The following is a 16,851-nucleotide window of genomic DNA, read 5'->3' on the forward strand; positions in this document are numbered from 1 at the left end:
CGAACCATGAGCGAACCCACCCGCCGTCCCCCGGGCGAGCCCGACCTCGCCGCGGCCGCCGCGCTCTGGGAGGCGTATGCCGCAGCGCACCCCGAGCGGGTCGCTGCCTGCCCCGACCACACCGTCGAGCGCTTCGGCGACTCCGAGGAGCTCGCCGACGAGCTCCTCGCCCTGGTGCTGGAGGGCGGCAAGCGGGCCACGGCCGCGCTCGTCCCCGACTTCCTCGCCGAGGGCGAGCAGCTGCCCCGCGTCGGCTCGCACTGGATCGCCTGCGACGGGCGGGGCGTGCCGCGCGTGGTCCTGCGCAGCACGGAGCTGCGGGTCGCGACCTTCGACGAGGTCGACGCCGACGTCGCCGCCGCCGAGGGCGAGGACGACGGGACGCTGGAGAGCTGGCGCAGGGAGCACGCCCGCTACTGGACGCGCACCTGCGCCGCCCGCGGCGAGACCTGGTCGGAGCAGGACGAGATCGTCCTGGAGCGCTTCACCGTGGTCTGGCCGCCGGAGCACGCCGACCCGGTCGGCTGATCAGGGCAGCGGCGTCGCCAGCATCGCCTCGAGGGCGATGGTGACCATGTCGCCGAAGGTCTGCTCGCGCTCCTGGGCGGTGGTCTCCTCGCCCGTGACGATGTGGTCGCTGACCGTCATGACGCCCAGCGCCTGGCGGCCGTGCTGCGCGGCGAGGGTGTAGATCTCCGCCGCCTCCATCTCGACCGCGACGACGCCGTACTCGACGACCTTCTGGGTCAGCTCGGGGCGCGAGTGGTAGAAGCTGTCGGAGCTGAAGACGGTGCCGACCAGGTGGGCGGCCCGGGCCTGCTCGGCGGCCTCGACGGCGTTGCGCAGCAGGCCGAAGTGGGCGGTCGCGGGGTAGTGGTAGCCGGAGAAGCGCAGCGTGTTCATCGAGCTGTCGGTCGCGGCCGCCTGGGCCAGCACGACGTCGCGCACCTTGAGGCGCTCGGTCAGGGCGCCGCAGGAGCCGACCCGCACGAGCTGCTGGGCGTCGTACTCGCGGATCAGCTCGTTGACGTAGATCGAGGCCGACGGCTGCCCCATGCCGGTGCCCTGCACCGAGACCCGCTCGCCGCGGTAGGTGCCGGTGTAGCCGAGCATCCCGCGCACCTCTGTGTAGCACTCGGCGCCGTCGAGGAAGGTCTCGGCGATCCAGCGGGCCCGCAGCGGGTCACCGGGGAGGAGGACACGGGGGGCGATCTGACCGGGCTGGGCGGCGATGTGGGTGCTCACGGGCAAACCCTACGGGCGGGCGGCGCCGCGGCGGAACTTGACCGCCCTGCCGGGCACAATGAGCGGCATGCTCCCCCCGCCCGCACCCGGTGCCGACGCCCGGGACGAGGACCCGCTGCTCGGTGCCGCGCTGCGCAGCGGCGCCGACGAGGTCCTCGACGAGCTGGCGCGCCGGGCGGGTGCCGGCGGCACGGCGCGGTCGCTGGCGGTGCGTCTCGCCGGCGGCGCCGAGCTGCCGGGGCGCGTGACGCGGCCGGGGGCGGCCCTGTCCGCCGCGGGCGCGCTGGCGACGGCGTGGTTCGCGCTCGGGCGCGACGAGGTCGAGCAGCGCGCCGCCGTCGAGCTCTTCCGGCAGGCGGTGGAGGCGGGCGGGCCGAAGGCGCTGCGCCAGGCCGAGCGGCGTCACTACCTGCAGGCGGCCTTCCTCACCGGTCGGCACGACCTGGTGCGGACCGGGCTGGACACGCTCCAGGGCGTGCACCCCGACGTGGTCGAGGGGCTGCGCGCCGACCTGGTCAACCCCTACGCCGAGGGCACGCAGCAGCCGGCGTCGCACGCCCGGTGGGAGAAGCTGCTGGGCTCCCGGTTCGCCGCGCGCGACCTGGATGGTCCCCGTGTGGACGGCGCGCGCGACCCGGTCTTCGACGGGCTGCGGCTGCCCGCCACCCGCTCCGTCGACGGCCCGATGGTCACCGTCGTCGTCCCCGCCTTCCGCCCCGACCGCGGGCTGGTGACGTCGGTGCGCTCGGTCCTCGACCAGTCGTGGGGCAACCTCGAGTTGCTGCTCGTCGACGACTGCTCCGAGCCGGGGCATGCCGAGCTGCTCGAGGAGTGCGCGGCGCTCGACGACCGGGTGAGGCTGCTGCGGCAGGCGGTCAACGGCGGGTCCTACCTCGCCCGCAACGCCGCGCTCGCCGTCGCCCGGGGTGCCTACGTGACGACGCAGGACGCCGACGACTGGTCGCACCCCGAGCGGCTCGCGCTGCAGGTGGCCGCCCTGGAGGAGGCGCCGGAGGCCGCCGCGAGCCGCAGCGTCGCGATCCGGGCCAGGCCCGACCTGACCCGGCAGTGGTTCGGCTACCGGCCCGAGCGGATGAACGCCAGCTCGCTGCTCGTGCGGCGCGAGGTGCTGGAGGCGGTCGGTGGCTTCGACGCGATCCGCAAGGGGGCCGACTCGGAGATGCAGGAGCGGCTGGGGCTGGTCGGCGGCGTCGTCAACGTGACGGAGCCGCTGGCGATCACCCGGCTGGCCGCCGGCTCGCTCTCGCGGGCGGACTTCGCCTTCGGGCGGCACAGTCCCGACCGGGTGCTCTTCCGCAGCTCTTTCCGGGTCTGGCACGCCGGGCTGCGCGCTGCCGGTGCGTCCGCCCCGGCGGACGTGCGCCTGGAGCGGGACGGGATGCGGCCCTTCCCGGTGCCGCGCAGCTTCGTGCGCGACCTGGCCGGGAGGCCGGTGCCCCGCAGCGACTACCGGATGGTGCTCGTCGTCGACCAGGCGCGGCCGCCGGTCGAGGTGCTGGAGGGGCTCGTGGAGGCGGGTCCGCGGTCCGACGGCACGGGTGCCGCCGACCGGGCGCCCGTGACGGGCGCCGAGGGTCCGACGGTCGCCGTGCTCGGCCGGGAGGACCTCACCCGCTCCGGGATGATGTCGCCGGACTGGAGCCCGGTGCTGCTCGAGGCCGCCCGGGACGGGGTGGTCGACCTGGTCACCGACACCGATCAGGTGCGCGCGGACGTGGTCGTCGTCCTCGAGCCGGCGGCGCTGGCCCCGGCCGCCCGGCCGATGCCCTCGGTGACGACGGACCGGGTGCTGCTGGCGGCGGTCCCGCCCTCCGAGGTCGAGCCGGTCCGCGACCTCGAGGGCGCTGCCGCGACGGTCCGCTCCCACTGGGGCGTGCGGGCCGAGTGGGTCGCCCGGACCCCCGCCGAGCAGCAGGCGTGGGCCGCCGACGGCTGGGAGCTGCCCTTGGTGACGGACCTGCTCGGCGCCGGTGCGGCGGGGGTCAGCCTGCGGGGGTGACGCGCAGCACCACGTCGCCCTCGCCGTTGGACGAGGTCACCCACAGGGCCCCGTCCTCGTCGACGGTGAGCGAGCGCAGCCGGCCGTAGGTGCCGTCGAGCTCCCGCGGCCGCAGCTCGTCGACCACCTCGGTGCCGTCGACCAGCAGCAGCGTCAGCCCGCTGCCCTTGAGCTCGGCGACGGCCAGCGCGCCCTCCCAGGCGCCCCACGCCCCGCCCCGGAGGAAGGCCGCACCGCTCGTCGCCCGCGTGGGCGAGCCGCTGCTCCACACCGCCTCGACCGCGTCGGGGAAGGCGTCGAGGTCGGTCATCGGCACAGACTCGTCGTAGCCGGGGACCGGGTCCCAGCCGTAGTTGCCGCCGGGCTCCAGCACGTTGACCTCGTCGTCGACCGAGGGGCCGTGCTCGACCGACCACACGACCGGCGGGTCGGTGCCCGGCTGGACGGCCAGGCCCTGCACGTTGCGGTGGCCGTAGGTGAGGATGCGCGGGTCGGCGCCCTCGACGGAGCCGTCCGGCTCCGCCGGCCCGCCGTCGGTGGTCAGGGCCAGCACCTTGCCGCCGAGGGAGTCGAGCGCCTGCGGGTTCCGGCCGTCCGCGGCGTCGCCGGTGCCGACGAGCAGCGTGTCGTCGGGCAGCAGGAGGAGCCGGCAGCCGGCGTGACGTCCGGAGGTCAGCGGGAGGCCGTCGACGACCACGCCGTCGCGGGTCGCGCGGGCCAGGTCCTCGTCGAGCGTCCAGCGGGTCACGCGGACGTCCGGCGCGGCGCCCGTGGGCTGCGCGGCGTGGCAGAGGAAGATCGTGCGGTCCTGCTCGAAGTCGGGCGAGACCGCCAGGCCCATGAGGCCCGCCTCGCTGCCGACGAAGAGCTCGGGCAGGTCGAGCGCCACCTCGCGGGCCTCGGCGGGCGTCCCGGTCGGGTCGGCGGCGAGGAGCCGCCCGCCGCGCTCGGTGACCAGGGCGGTGCCGTCCGGCAGCAGCTGGACGTCCCAGGGGAGGCGAAGGCCCTCGAGGACGACCTCGACGTCGAGGGCCTCGGGTGCGGCCGGCTCCTCGGTGGGCTCCGACGAGGTCTCGCTCACCGCGTCGTCGGAGGGAGCGGTCGTCGCGGTGCCGTCGTCCGTGCCGGCCGGCGTGGTCGAGGCAGCGGGCGCGCTGGACGTGGCGGGAGGCGACGCGCTGTCGCCCTCGCCGGAGCAGGCCGTCAGGGCGAGGCCCGCGACGGCGACGACGCTGAGGAGAGGGCTGCGGCGTCCCATGCAGCCAGCGTAGGTCGCCTCGGTCCCGGCGACACGCCCGTCCGGACCGGCTCCAGCGAGCACGTGCTCGCTCGAGCCGCTCGTGCCGGGCATGTCGCCGGGACGGATCGAACCTCTGGGTCGACCGCTCAGCGCAGCAGCGCCCGCTCGATCTCGGCGACCGCCCCCGCGACGCCGTCCTCCTGCCGCACGGCCTCGGCGACCTCGGCCGCCCGGGCCACGACCTCGGGCGCGAGCGCCTCCTCCAGCGACGCCCGCAGCCGGCGCTCGCCGTCGGCGCCGGCGGCGACGCCCGCGGGCACCGGCGTCCCGGCCACCCCGATCTCGTGCAGCCGACGGGCCAGGAACGGCTGGTCCATCGTGAAGGGCACCGGCACCTGCGGCCGCCCGGCCCGCAGCGCGGTCACCGACGTGCCGGCACCGGCGTGCGAGACGACCGCCGCCGTCCGCGGCATCAGCAGCTCGTGAGGGGCGTCGCCGACGAAGGCGACGTGATCGCCGTGCCCGCCCTCGTCCTCGAGTCCGGACCCCTCCTGGACCAGCACCCGGTGGCCGAGCGAGAGCGCCGCCCCGACCGCGCTCCGGAGGGCGTCGCGCACGGCCGGGAGCGTGTGCGACCCGAGGCCGACGAAGACCGGCGGTGACCCGGCCGCCAGGAAGGCCTCGACCCCGGCGGGCAGCGAGGATCCGGCCGGCAGCGGCGCCACCGGATAGCCGACGACCCGCACGTCGCGGCCACCCACCCGGCGCGGCGTGACCAGCTGCGGCGTCATCGCGACGAACGCCGGCGCGGTCATCATCTGCCACGAGGCGCGGGCGCGGGCTCGGACGCCCACGTCGACCCCGGCGGCGTCCGCCCCGCGCGGGGCCACCGCGCCCCTCGCCGAGCGCAGCACCCGCAGCCCGGCGGCGAGATTGCGCCACGAGCGGCCCTCCTCGACCGAGAAGAGGCTCGAGTCGCCCCAGACCGACGGCAGGGCCGGGACGAACATCATGAGCACCTGGCGCCGGCGCGGCCCGTCGAGGAAGAGCCCGGGCCAGGTCGCCGTGAGGGCGGTCGTGACGAAGCCGTCGTAGCGCGGCGAGAGGTCGTGCAGGGTCCGCGTCACCTCGGGCGCGAGCACGCGCGCCATCTCGCCGACCATGCCCAGCTGCCCCTCCCAGGCGTCGGGCATCCCCTCGCCCGAGAGCACGTCCTCGCGGTAGCGCTCCATGAGGTCGAACCGGACCTCCTCCGGCCGCAGCCCGCCGGCGCGGACCAGGTCGACGTAGTCGGACGTCACGGTCACGCCCACGTCGTGGCCCCGGGCGGCCAGGGCGCGGCCGACGGCGACGACCGGTTGGTAGTCGCCGCGGCTGCCGGCGGCGAGCATCGCGATCCGCATACCTCCAGTGTGGCCGCCGCGACGTCGCTGGGTCCTGCGGGCCGGACGGTCTACCCTGGTGCGCGGGGCGCGACCCGGCGCCCAGCCCGCGAGCGCGACCGGCCCCCAGCTCGGACGTCGTCGGGCGAAGGGGAGCAGTTCCTCGGGCGTCGATCGTCCCTGCGTGCACGGCCGCGGGAGGGCTGGGGCTCCGTGGCCGGGAACGAGGAACGATGACCCAGGACGCCGACTTCAAGCGCCGCGTGCGCGAGCGCATGGAGCGCACCGGCGAGACCTACACCGCGGCCCGCGCCGCGCTGCGGCCCGACGCGGAGGCCGCCGAGGCCGCCCGCATGGAGCAGGAGAGGGCGGTGGCGCAGCTCTTCGACGGGCAGCGCCTGCTGCGGATCCCGACGAAGCGGCGCCGCCGGACGGTGGTGCTGCTCGAGCTGCTCTCCCGCTTCGAGCCGCGACACGTCTATCCCGAGTGCCGGCCTGGGAGGCCGTCTGGCTGCCGGGCTTCATCGCCGGACGCTGACGACCCGACCGCCCTCGTCGCCGGCGCCGGGCCCCAGCTCGACGACCACGTCGGCGCTCGCCACCGCGGCCTCGTCGTGCTCGGCGACGAGCACCGTGTGCCCGGCGTCGACGAGGGTGTGGAGCTGGGCGAGCAGGCGGTGCACGTCGGCCGGGTGCAGCCCGGTCGTCGGCTCGTCGAAGAGGTAGAGCGTGGCCGCCCGCCTGCCCCGCTGCAGCTCGGTGGCCAGCTTGATCCGCTGCGCCTCGCCGCCGGACAGCTCGGTCGCGGGCTGGCCCAGCGTCAGGTAGCCCAGCCCCAGCGCCTCGAGGGCGTCCAGGGCGCGGCGGGCCGCGGGCACCTCGGCCAGCGCCTCCTGCGCCTGCACCACGGTCATCGCCAGCAGGTCGGCGACGGTACGGCCGTCCCAGGTCACCTCGAGCGTCCGGGCGTCGAAGCGTGCGCCGCGGCAGGTGGGGCAGGTCGAGTAGGTGCCGGGCAGGAAGAGCAGCTCGACCGCCACCGCGCCCTCGCCGCCGCACGTCGGGCACTGCCCGGCGGCGGTGTTGAAGCTGAAACGGCTGGCCGTCCAGCCCCGCTCCCTGGCCTCGGGCGTGGCCGCGAAGAGCTTGCGCACGGCGTCCCACATCCCGGTGTAGGTCGCCAGGGTCGAGCGTGGCGAGCGCCCGATCGGCTTCTGCGAGATGCGCACCACGCGCCGGGGTATGCCGTCGCCCTCGCCGCGCACCTCGCCCGCGGCGGGTGCGTCCTCGGCCACCGGGGCCGGGGTGCCCTCGGTGTCGTCGCCCTCGCCGGCGTCGTCGGCGTCCGGCTGGTCCTCGACCCTGGCCAGCCGTGCGCCCGTGACGTCGTGGACCGCGTCGAGCAGGCTGGTCTTGCCCGAGCCGGAGACGCCGGTGACGACGGTGAGCGTCCCGAGCGGCAGGTCGAGGTCGACGCCGCGCACCGTGTGGCGGGTGAGCCCGGTGAAGCGGAGCGTGCCGGTGCCCTCCCGGCGCGATGGCATACCGGGGCGGATCTCGTCGAGGTGCACCCGCTCGTGCAGGTAGCGGGCGGTGACCGAGTCCTCGACCTCGGCGAGCCGGGCGGGGGGACCGCACCAGAGGACGTGCCCGCCCTCGGCGCCGGCGCCCGGGCCGACGTCGACGACCCAGTCGCAGCGGGCGACCACGCCCATGTCGTGCTCGACCACGACGACGGTGTTGCCGGCCTCGACGAGCCGGCGCAGCAGCGCGACGAGCTGGTCGGTGTCCGCGGGGTGCAGCCCGGCCGACGGCTCGTCGAGGACGTAGACGACGCCGAAGAGACCGGAGCGCAGCGCGGTCGCGAGCCGCAGCCGCTGCAGCTCGCCGGAGGAGACGCCGCCGGTGGGGCGGCCGAGCGTGAGATGGCCCAGGCCGAGCTCCTCCATGAGGGCGAGCCGGCCGCACAGGTCCTCGAGGAGGAGCACCTCGGCCTGCTGCCGCGCGTCGCGCTCGGGGAGGACGGCGAGCTCGTCGAGGCGCCGGCGGACCGGCTCCAGCAGCCGCGTGACGGGCAGCGCGGCGGCCTCGTCGATGGCCAGGCCCTGCCAGGTGACCGCGAGGGCCTCGGTGCGCAGCCGCCGCCCGCCGCAGGTCGCGCACGGACGGGTCTCGACGAAGCGCAGCGTCCGGGCGCGCTGGGTGGCGCTGCGCGTCTCGGCCAGGGTGCGCCGCACGTAGCGGGCCGCCGAGGAGAAGGTGCCCTGGTAGGGGCGGTTGATGCGCTCGGCGTCGCGGGTGGGCACGACGGTGACGACCGGCTGCTCGTCGGTGAAGAGGATCCACTCGCGGGTCTCCCGCGGCAGCTCGCGCCAGGGGACGTCGACGTCGTGCCCGAGCGTGGCGACGATGTCGCGGTAGTTCTTGCCGAGCCAGGCGCCGGGCCACGCGGCGACCGCGCCCTCGGCGATCGACAGCGTGTCGTCGGGCACCATCGAGGCCTCGGTCGGCTCGTGGACCACCCCGAGGCCGCCGCAGGTCGGGCAGGCGCCGTCGGGGGTGTTGGGGGAGAAGGAGTCCGAGTCGAGCCGCGCTGCGCCCTCGGGGTAGGTGCCGCACCGCGACCACAGCATCCGCAGCGTCGACCCGGTCGTCGTCACGGTGCCGACGGTCGAACGTCCGCCGAAGCCGCCGCGGCCCTGCTCCAGGGCCACCGTCGGCGGCAGTCCGCGCACGTCGCGGACCTGCGGGTCGACCGCGGTGGAGATGAGGCGGCGGGCGTAGGGCGCGACCGAGTCGAGGTAGCGGCGCTGCGCCTCTCCGTGCACCGTCCCGAAGGCCAGGCTCGACTTTCCCGACCCCGAGACCCCCGTCACCGCGACCAGCGCGTCGCGGGGCAGGTCGACGTCGACGTCCCGCAGGTTGTGCAGGCGGGCGCCCCGCACCTCGATCCGTCCGCTCACGCGGTCAGGGTATGGCGTTGACCACAGTTCGGGCGGATCGGGAACATGGTTGAAGTGTCACCCATTGGACCAGACATGACTTTCCCCAGGATCGGCGTCGTCGTCAGCACCACCCGCCCTGCCCGGATCGGCCCGAAGGTGGCCGGCTGGATCACCGGGCTCGCCCCCTACGGCACGGAGGTCGAGCTCGTCGACCTCGCCGCCATCGGCCTGCCCTTCCTGGCCGACGGTCAGATGCCGTCCGCGGGTGAGTACGACCAGCCCAGCACCATCGCCTGGTCCGAGCGCGTGCGCTCCTACGACGCCCTCATCCTCACGGTCGCCGAGTACAACGGCGGCTACCCGGCCGTCCTCAAGAACGCCCTCGACACCCTCCACGCCGAGTGGAAGGGTCTGCCGGTCGGCGTCGTCGGCTACGGCTGGGGCGGCGCGGCCGCCGCCACCGGTGCCCTCGCGACCGTCCTCGACCGCCTGCAGACCCTCCGCCTCGACGGCCCGGGCCTGCGCTTCGGCGAGGACCTCACCCCCGAGGGCGAGATCCTCGAGAACGCCCCCGAGGAGGCCGTGCGCGGCCTCTACGACCAGCTGGTCGCCGCCGCCCGCGAGTCGGCCTCCGCCTCCGTCTGAGCCCCTGACCCTCGGGTCCTCGCGCGGACGGCGCCGGTCGGACAGACTGTCGCCATGAGCGAGGACACTCCCCGACCCCTGCACGTCGACATGGTGACCGTCGACTGCGAGGACCCGAGGGCCCTGGCCGGCTTCTGGGCGCAGGCGCTGCACACGGAGATCGGCATGGACACCCCCGACTTCGTCATCCTGCGCGGCCGCCCGCGGCTGGCCTTCCAGCGCGTCGACGACCCCACGCCCGGCAAGAACCGGATGCACCTCGACCTCTCCGGCGGCGACCGCGAGGCGGAGGTCGAGCGGCTCGTCGGCCTCGGCGCCGAGATCGTCGAGCAGCAGGGCGACGACGACTTCCGCTGGAGGGTGCTGCGCGACCCCGCCGGCAACGTCTTCTGCGTCTCCGACCCGCACGGCTGAGGCGCGACCTCCCCGGCCCCCGCCCCGGGGACGTGGTGCGGCCACCCGGCGCACCCCATACCCTGCCGGTGTGACTCCTCCGAATGCGACCGCCACCCCGCTCGTCCTGCTGCACGCGGGCGGGCAGGCGCCCATGGCGTGGGAGGACGTCGTGGTGCGGCTCTACGGCTCGCGCCGGCTGCTCACGCCGTGGGTGCCGGGGCTGAAGCCGACCGAGCGCGCGCCCGTGCCGATGGCCGACGCCGCGGCCGCGCTCGACCAGACGCTCATGCTCGAGGGGCTGCAGCAGGTCGACCTGTGCGGGGTGTCCTACGGGGCGATGGTCGCCGCGCAGCTTGCCGCCGACTTCCCCGAGCGGGTGCGGCGGCTGGTGCTCGTCGGCGGGCAGGTGCGGCCGCCGAGGTCGGTGCTGCGGATGCAGAAGGTGCTGCTGCGGATGATCCCGCGCTCGCGCTTCGTCGACATGGGCGTGTCCAAGGAGCAGGTGCTGCGCAGCCAGGAGGTGGTGCGCGCCCTGGACCTGACCGACGCGCTGCCGCGGATCACGGCCCGCACCCTGGTGGTGGTCGGGGCCAAGGACCTCGCCAACCAGGCCGGGGCCCGGGCGCTCGCCGACGGGATCGCCGGTGCGAGCCTGCGCGTCGTCGAGGGCGCGGGGCACCTGGTCAACACCGAGAAGCCCGAGGAGCTGACGACCATCCTCACCGACTTCCTCGACGCGCTGGAGCCGACGGGCTGATCAGCCCTTCCTCGGCGCGGCTCCGCCGGGCAGCCCGCTGCGGTCCATCCGCGCCAGCAGGCCCAGCTGGGCGAGGCGCTCGCGGCGGAAGGTCGCCCGCGCCGACGCGCCGTAGGCCCGGTCGAGCAACCGCTTGCCCCGGGCCACCGCCTCGCGGTCGTGGACCACGATCTGGGAGACGAGGTCGGAGGCCGCGGCCACCGGGTCCTCGGCGAGCCGCGTGACGAGCCCGATCCGGTGGGCCTCGTCGCCGCTGACCGTGCGCGCCGTGAGCGTCAGGTCCTTGGCGACGTCGAGCCCGACGACCTCGACGAGCGAGCGGGTGCCGGACATGTCGGGCACCAGGCCCCAGCGGGTCTCGCGGACCGACCACGCGGCGTCCGGCGTGCTGATGCGGAAGTCGGCGCCGAGCGCCAGCTGCAGCCCTCCGCCGAGGCAGTGGCCGTGGACGGCCGCGGCCACCGGCACGGGCAGCCGGCGCCAGGCCCAGCAGGCCTCCTGGAAGACGTTGGTGCCCCGCAGCCCGGGGACGAAGCGGCGTGCGATGCCCTGGGGATCGCGCAGCGCGGTCCCGAGGTCCATCCCGGCGCAGAAGGCGTCCCCCTCGCCGGAGAGGACGACCGCCCGCACGTCGGGCCGCCGGCGCAGCTGCCGGGCGGTCGAGACGAGCGCGTCGAGCATGGGCAGGGTCAGGGCGTTGAGCTTGTCGGGACGGGACAGGCGGACGGCGGCGACCCCGTCCACCACCTCGCAGGTGACGTCCCCCTGCTGCATGGTGTGCGGCGGCATGCCCGGGACTCTCCCACAGGGCGTCGGGAAAGGGCGCGCACACCTCGTCGCCCCGCGTGTCAGGTCCGCGCTCCGGTCAGCGTCACAGACCGAGGAACTCCCGGATCGCCGGCAGCTCGCGCCGTGCCTGCGCGAGACCCGCCTGGTGGCTGGCGCGGAGCCTCGCGACGTCGCGGGTGCTGTTGCTCACCGGCATGTGGTCGGGGGCGAAGACGTAGGCCCGGCCCGCCCGCTCCAGCTCCAGCACCTGCTCGCGCATCGCGTTGTAGTGGGCCGGCCGCTGCCGCAGCGCCTCGGCGACCGAGGGGAGGGTGCGGAAGTGGCGCCGGACGTACCAGTCGCCGCGCGAGGGCGTCTTGACGTAGCCGCGCTCGCGGGTGAGCACGACGAGGAACTTCTCGTAGCCGTCGGCCTGCGCGGCGTCGAGGGGGATGCCGCCGCTCGGCCCCAGCGCTCCGTCGACGTAGACCTCGCCGTCGATCGTCACCGGTGGCATGACGACCGGCATGGTCGAGGACGCCCGGATGCGGATCATGAGCTCGGTCAGCGAGGGCAGGTCCTCCCGGCCCCAGTAGACGGGCTCGCCGCGGGTGGCGTTGAACCCGCCGATCCGCACCGTCGCCGGGTTGGCCGACCAGGTCTCCCAGTCGAAGGGCAGAGCAGCACCGGGCAGACCGGTCTCCTCGTAGATGTACTGCGCGTTGAAGAGACCCTGGCCGCGGAGAAACGTGCGCCAGTCGCCGAAGCGCGGGTCCGCCGCGAAGTCGGTGAAGCTGTGCCGCGCCCGCCACGGGTCGCGCGAGACGTAGTTGCAGGTGTTGCTCGAGCCCGCGGAGATGCCACCGACCCAGGGGAGGTGGATGTCCGCCTCGAGCAGCGCGACGAGCAGTCCGGAGGTGTAGGACGCGCGCATGCCACCGCCCTCGAAGACGAGGGCGGTGTCGGTCACCTTGCTGGTCAGCGCCACCCTGCGAGGGTATGCCGCGTGTCAGGCCCCGCGGACGGCGGCCAGCACCTCGCGCTCGACCTCGTCGGTCAGGCCGCTGGGCCGGTCGCCCTCGCGGGTCTCCTCGTAGGTGAGAGCTGCTGCCAGGGTCTCGGCCAGGGGCCGGGTCGTGAGGCCGGCGGCCCGGGCGCGGGTGGTGCCCATGGTCGCGAAGCCGCGGATCTCGGGGACGTCGATCCACATCGGCAGCGAGCGCGGGCCCATCCACGGGTTGACGCCGAGCTCGCGCAGGCGCTCGGGGGCGACCGGGAGCGGACGGGCGTTGCTGCCGGCGACCTCGTTGGCCGTGGCGAGGACCTCCGAGAGCGGGACGGTCGGGCCGGTGACGTTGAACGGACCCTCGAGGCGCTCGACCGCGGCCCGCAGGCAGAAGTCGGCGAGGTCGCGCACGTCGACGACGGCGCACGGGAAGTCGGGGTCGTCGGGGACGACCACGTCTGGGCCGCCGTCGACCGGGTGCGCGAAGCGCCACGGCCAGTAGCCGGTGCGGCCAGAGGCGTCGCCGTCGCCGCCGATGAGGCCGGAGCGCACGAGGGTCGCGGTGCGCCCGGAGCCGGAGAAGATCTGCTCGCAGGCGACCTTGGCCGCGCCGTAGTCCTCCATGCCCTCCAGCACGTCGGACCCCAGCGGCGTCTGCAACGGGGCGTCCTCGTCGCGCTCGAGGTCGGGCGACTCGGTGTAGACGTTGGCGGTCGACACGAACACCCAGTGGTCGGTGTCGAGGTCGCGCACCGCCCGCTTCGCCCGGCCGGGCTGGCTGGTGATCTCGACGATCGCGTCGAAGTGGCGACCGGACAGCGGCGTCAGCGCGTCGTCGTCCTCACGGTCGCCCGTGACGAGATCGGCGCCGACCGGTGCGGGCCGCGAGCCGCGGGCGAAGCAGGTGACGGTGTGGCCGTCGGCCAGGGCGGCGCGGGCGATCTCGCCGCTCAGGAAGCCGGTGCCACCAAGGATGAGGAGGTCCATGGGGTCATCCTGCGGCACGGAGGGCCGCCGGCGCAGGGGGCGTGCCCTGCGCCGGCGGGTCGCTCACCAGCGGTGGGCGACGTCGATGACCAGCCGTGCCCCGTCACCGGGGCCGTCGAGGACCATGACCCTCATGGGCAGCCGGGCGCGCACGCCCAGCCCGATCGTGGTCTGCCCCTCGAAGCTGCCCGCCCATGCGACCTGCCGGAACGTCGAGTAGCCGGTGACGTCGACGAGGTTGGTGCGGCTCCTCGGGGTGTAGGTGGCCCGCCCCTTGCCGTCGTAGGCCGGTGCCCGCAGGACGATCTGCAGGTCGGCGTCGCCCTTGAGCGGGACGGCCTTGCCGCTGCCGTCCTCCCGCACGGTCGTGACGTAGCGGACGTCGTAGCCGAGCGAGCCCGGGACCTTGGCGACGTCCAGGACGAGCCGGTCGAAGCAGGCGTGGCGGCCCGAGCGCACGTTGGTCAGCGTGCCGGTCGTGGTCGTGGAGCTGCTCTTGGCCAGCGAGCCCCACGTGATGCCGCAGTAGGGCGTGGCCGCCGCGACGGGCGCGGCGGGCGCGGTCACCGCGGAGGCGGGTGCCGTCAGCCCGGCGGCCAGCGCGACGGCGGTGGCCACGGTGCCGAGACGGCGGAGGTGCTGTCGAGTCCCCATGAGTTCTTCCCCTCGGACGTGGGGCGGGTGCCCCGGTGGGTATGGCGCGCGCTCGCGTCATACCTCTATGTCGCCGGAGGGGGAGGAAAAGGTGCAGATACGACCTCAGGCCGGCGGGTAGGGGGTCTCCCGGAGCAGCCGGGCCAGGTGGGCGGCGTTGCGCGCCGCGGTGGCGGTGGCCGAGGCGGTCTCCTCGGGCGTCTCGTCGAGGTCCTTGAAGTCGACCGAGTGCATGGCCTCGCCGTTCCAGTAGGTGCCGCCCTGGGCGGGCACCGTGAAGCCGACGTCGTTGAGCGCCTGGAAGAGGATGGCGGTGATGTGGTGCGCGCCGTCCTCGTTGCCGACGACGACGGCGATCGCCACCTTGCCGAAGGTCAGCTGGCGGCCCTCGTCGTCGGTCTCGGACAGCTCGGCGTCGAGCCGCTCGAGGACCCGCTGGGCGACGCTGGAGTGCTGGCCCATCCAGGTCGGGGTGGCGAGCACGAGGATGTCGGCGGCCATGACCCGCTCACGGATCGCCGGCCACTCGTCGCCCTCGCCCATGTCGAGCTCCACGCCGGGACGGATGTCATGGTCGACGACGCGGACCTGGCTGCCGGTCACGCCGTGCTTCGCGAGCTCGTCGAGCACCTGCTGGCCGAGCAGCTCGGTGCTCGACGCGGCGGGCGAGGGGTTGAGCGTGCAGTTGAGGACGAGCGCGGTGAGGGGCTGGGTGTCGGTCATGGATCGACGCTAGGCCCGTCCCGGGCGGGGCGCAGGGCGGGACGCCGGGCCGGTCCGGCGATGAGTGCGGGCGGCCCGCGGAGTCGAACCACCATGGCGAAGACGACCCGTGTCCTGAGCGTCTCGGTCCCGGTGGCGGACCAGGACGTCGCGCTGCGCTTCTACACCGAGGTGCTGGGCTGCGAGGTGCGTGCCGACGTGGAGGTCTGGCCCGGCGCGCGCCTGATCGAGGTGGTGCCGCCCGGCTCGTCGGTGGCGATCCTCCTGCTGCCGCCGGACGGCGAGATCCCCGGTGGCCGTGCGGCTCGGGACCACCGACGCCCGGGAGGCGCACGAACGCATCCGTGGGTCCGGGGTGACGTTGCACAACGAGGAGCTGGTGCTGCTGGACGGCGTGCCGCCGATGTTCTCCTTCACCGACCCCGAGGGCAACGGCCTCGTCTACCTCGAGGACGACGGGGGTGAGGGCGCGTGACCGCCGGGCCGCTGGACCTCACCTTCACCGCACGGCTGGGCAAGGTGCGTCCCGGCGACACCTGGACCTGCGTCCAGCTGCCGGACTCGGCGACGATCTTCGGCACGCGTGGGCTGGTCAAGGTGCCGGGACGGTCGACGGGCATCCCTTCCGCGGGGCCTTCATGGCGCTGGGCGACGGCACCCACAAGCTGCCCATGGCCGCCGAGGTCCGGAAGGCGATCGGGAAGACCGACGGGGACGAGGTCGAGGTGCACCTGACCGAGCGGCTCAGCTGAGCGCTCGACACGCGATCCGCGACATCCGCCCGTGCTCGAGCATGGGCAGATGTCGCGGAACGGGTGTCCTGCGCTGGCGCCGAGGGCCAGGATGGGGCCATGGAGCAGAGCATCAGCGTGGAGATCGCCGCACCGTCCGAGCGGGTGTGGGACGTGCTCAGCGACGTGGAGTCGTGGTTGGCGTGGACCCCGACCGTGACCTCGGTCGAGCGGCTCGAGGAGGGCCCGCTGCAGGTGGGCAGCCGCGCGCGGGTCAGCCAGCCCCGGATCCCGACCACGGAGTATGCCGTCACCGAGCTGGAGCCGGGCCGCTCGTTCACCTGGGTCGCGACGGGTCCCGGCGTGCACACGACCGCCCGGCACGACCTCGAGCCGCTGGCCGACGGCGGCACGCGGGTCCGCCTGTCCGTGGCCCAGGAGGGGTGGCTCGGGTCGCTGATGGGACGGTTCTACCGAGGGTTGACCGACCGCTACCTGGCGAACGAGGCGCAGGGGCTCAAGGCCCGGTGCGAGGGTGCCGGCTGAGGGTCGTCATCCATCGCTCTCCCTGGGCGGGGCGTCGGCGAGCTTGAGCCAGACCACCCCGCCGATGATGACCGCCAGCCAGGCGGCCTTCGTCAGGGTCAGGGTCTCGTCGAAGAGGACGGGGCCGAGCACGGGGGCGCCGACGGCGCCGATGCCGGCCCACACGGCATACCCGATCCCGACGTCGATCCGCCGCAGCGCGACGCTGAGGAAGAAGAGGGTGCCGAGGAAGTAGACCGCGGCAGCGGCCGACCACATCGGATCGGTGAAGCCGTCGCTGCCGTTGACGCTGAGGGCGTAGCCGACCTCGAAGGCGCCGGCGGTGAGCAGCGCAGCCCACGCGCCGCTGCGGCGCTGACGCTGGGGCGGCACGGTGCCGGGGGCGGAAGCAGGGTTGATGGTCGTCGTCATGGGGGTCCTTGTCGTCCGCGGCCGTCAGGCGGCGCCGGTGAGGTTGAGCCCGACGACGCCCGTGAGGACGACGGCCATGCCGAGCAGCTCGGAGGCGGTGAGCGGCTGGTCGAGGAAGAGGGTGCCGACGACGACGAGGATCACGCCGGACAGCGAGGTCCACAGCGCGTAACCGACGCCGACGTCGAAGGTGAGCAGCGCCAGGCTGAGGAAGAAGGTCGCGACGGCGCCGCAGACGAGGGTGGCAGCGGTCCACCACAGGCGGGTGAAGCCCCGAGCCAGCCCGGCCGAGACGGCCACGGCGACCTCGAAGACCACCGCGACGGCGAGGAAGATCCAGCTCATGGGCGACCTCCCCGGGGTGGGCCTGGCGCGCGTTCTAAGGGTGTGTGACG

General features: G+C 74.9%; 18 protein-coding genes. 7 read left to right on the top strand and 11 right to left on the bottom strand.

Annotated elements, in window-relative coordinates; genetic code table 11:
* Positions 1-6: 6 nt before the first annotated feature.
* The gene (locus FB476_RS01270; RefSeq protein ID WP_141817177.1) at positions 7-528 is read left to right on the top strand and encodes an ASCH domain-containing protein; all 522 of its coding nucleotides are present in this window, start codon (positions 7-9) and stop codon (positions 526-528) included.
* Here the strand turns inward: FB476_RS01270 and deoD are convergent, their stop codons facing one another.
* Positions 529-1,245, bottom strand: coding sequence for a purine-nucleoside phosphorylase (gene deoD, locus FB476_RS01275; RefSeq protein WP_141817178.1), 717 nt, complete (start codon positions 1,243-1,245; stop codon positions 529-531). It abuts the gene before it with no gap.
* 67 nt (positions 1,246-1,312) lie between these two features.
* Between deoD and FB476_RS01280 the strand changes: the two genes are divergently transcribed.
* On the top strand, positions 1,313-3,265 hold the full coding sequence (locus FB476_RS01280; protein WP_170233488.1) for a glycosyltransferase family A protein: 1,953 nt from the start codon (positions 1,313-1,315) through the stop codon (positions 3,263-3,265).
* On the opposite strand, the gene FB476_RS01285 is transcribed toward FB476_RS01280, so the two are convergent.
* The 3 genes from FB476_RS01285 to FB476_RS01295 form a co-directional block, all read right to left on the bottom strand.
* A complete protein-coding gene (locus FB476_RS01285) occupies positions 3,249-4,523 on the bottom strand; it encodes a PQQ-dependent sugar dehydrogenase (RefSeq protein WP_141817180.1) in 1,275 nt (424 codons plus the stop codon). The genes FB476_RS01280 and FB476_RS01285 overlap by 17 nt on opposite strands.
* Positions 4,524-4,651: 128 nt before the next feature.
* Positions 4,652-5,908 (bottom strand): glycosyltransferase, encoded by a 1,257-nt coding sequence (locus tag FB476_RS01290; RefSeq protein ID WP_141817181.1) that lies wholly within the window; start codon positions 5,906-5,908, stop codon positions 4,652-4,654.
* Positions 5,909-6,408: 500 nt separating this feature from the next.
* Positions 6,409-8,850 (bottom strand): excinuclease ABC subunit UvrA, encoded by a 2,442-nt coding sequence (locus tag FB476_RS01295; protein WP_141817182.1) that lies wholly within the window; start codon positions 8,848-8,850, stop codon positions 6,409-6,411.
* A gap of 75 nt (positions 8,851-8,925) precedes the next feature.
* Between FB476_RS01295 and FB476_RS01300 the strand changes: the two genes are divergently transcribed.
* The 3 genes from FB476_RS01300 (at position 8,926) to FB476_RS01310 (ending at position 10,630) form a co-directional block, all read left to right on the top strand.
* Positions 8,926-9,477, top strand: a complete 552-nt coding sequence (locus FB476_RS01300; protein WP_170233489.1) for an NADPH-dependent FMN reductase — start codon at positions 8,926-8,928, stop codon at positions 9,475-9,477.
* Positions 9,478-9,531: 54 nt separating this feature from the next.
* Positions 9,532-9,891, top strand: a complete 360-nt coding sequence (locus tag FB476_RS01305) for a VOC family protein (protein ID WP_141817184.1) — start codon at positions 9,532-9,534, stop codon at positions 9,889-9,891.
* Between the two features lie 70 nt (positions 9,892-9,961).
* Entirely contained in the window at positions 9,962-10,630 is a 669-nt protein-coding gene (locus FB476_RS01310; RefSeq protein ID WP_141817185.1) for an alpha/beta fold hydrolase, read from the top strand.
* On the opposite strand, the gene FB476_RS01315 is transcribed toward FB476_RS01310, so the two are convergent.
* The 5 genes from FB476_RS01315 to FB476_RS01335 all read right to left on the bottom strand — a co-directional run bounded on the left by FB476_RS01315 (position 10,631) and on the right by FB476_RS01335 (position 14,768).
* Positions 10,631-11,419: a crotonase/enoyl-CoA hydratase family protein gene (locus tag FB476_RS01315; protein ID WP_238329500.1), complete on the bottom strand. Its 789-nt coding sequence runs from the start codon at positions 11,417-11,419 to the stop codon at positions 10,631-10,633.
* Between the two features lie 82 nt (positions 11,420-11,501).
* Positions 11,502-12,386: a patatin-like phospholipase family protein gene (locus FB476_RS01320; protein ID WP_141817186.1), complete on the bottom strand. Its 885-nt coding sequence runs from the start codon at positions 12,384-12,386 to the stop codon at positions 11,502-11,504.
* A 21-nt stretch (positions 12,387-12,407) separates the two neighbouring features.
* Positions 12,408-13,391: an NAD-dependent epimerase/dehydratase family protein gene (locus FB476_RS01325; protein WP_141817187.1), complete on the bottom strand. Its 984-nt coding sequence runs from the start codon at positions 13,389-13,391 to the stop codon at positions 12,408-12,410.
* A gap of 63 nt (positions 13,392-13,454) precedes the next feature.
* On the bottom strand, positions 13,455-14,045 hold the full coding sequence (locus FB476_RS01330; protein ID WP_141817188.1) for an AMIN-like domain-containing (lipo)protein: 591 nt from the start codon (positions 14,043-14,045) through the stop codon (positions 13,455-13,457).
* Between the two features lie 105 nt (positions 14,046-14,150).
* Entirely contained in the window at positions 14,151-14,768 is a 618-nt protein-coding gene (locus FB476_RS01335; RefSeq protein ID WP_141817189.1) for a flavodoxin family protein, read from the bottom strand.
* A 638-nt stretch (positions 14,769-15,406) separates the two neighbouring features.
* On the opposite strand from FB476_RS01335, the gene FB476_RS16810 reads away from it, so the two are divergent.
* Both FB476_RS16810 and FB476_RS01350 read left to right on the top strand, forming a co-directional pair.
* Entirely contained in the window at positions 15,407-15,520 is a 114-nt protein-coding gene (locus FB476_RS16810; RefSeq protein WP_238329501.1) for a DUF1905 domain-containing protein, read from the top strand.
* Between the two features lie 99 nt (positions 15,521-15,619).
* Entirely contained in the window at positions 15,620-16,045 is a 426-nt protein-coding gene (locus FB476_RS01350; protein WP_141817190.1) for an SRPBCC family protein, read from the top strand.
* Between the two features lie 6 nt (positions 16,046-16,051).
* Here FB476_RS01350 and FB476_RS01355 read toward each other — a convergent pair whose 3' ends face one another.
* Positions 16,052-16,456, bottom strand: coding sequence for a DMT family transporter (locus FB476_RS01355; RefSeq protein WP_141817191.1), 405 nt, complete (start codon positions 16,454-16,456; stop codon positions 16,052-16,054).
* Positions 16,457-16,480: 24 nt separating this feature from the next.
* Positions 16,481-16,801 carry a DMT family transporter gene (locus FB476_RS01360; RefSeq protein ID WP_141817192.1) on the bottom strand — a complete coding sequence of 107 codons (321 nt, stop codon included), beginning with the start codon at positions 16,799-16,801 and terminating at the stop codon, positions 16,481-16,483.
* Positions 16,802-16,851 lie beyond the last annotated feature (50 nt).

This window comes from Ornithinimicrobium humiphilum (assembly GCF_006716885.1).
Taxonomy (GTDB): domain Bacteria; phylum Actinomycetota; class Actinomycetes; order Actinomycetales; family Dermatophilaceae; genus Ornithinicoccus; species Ornithinicoccus humiphilus.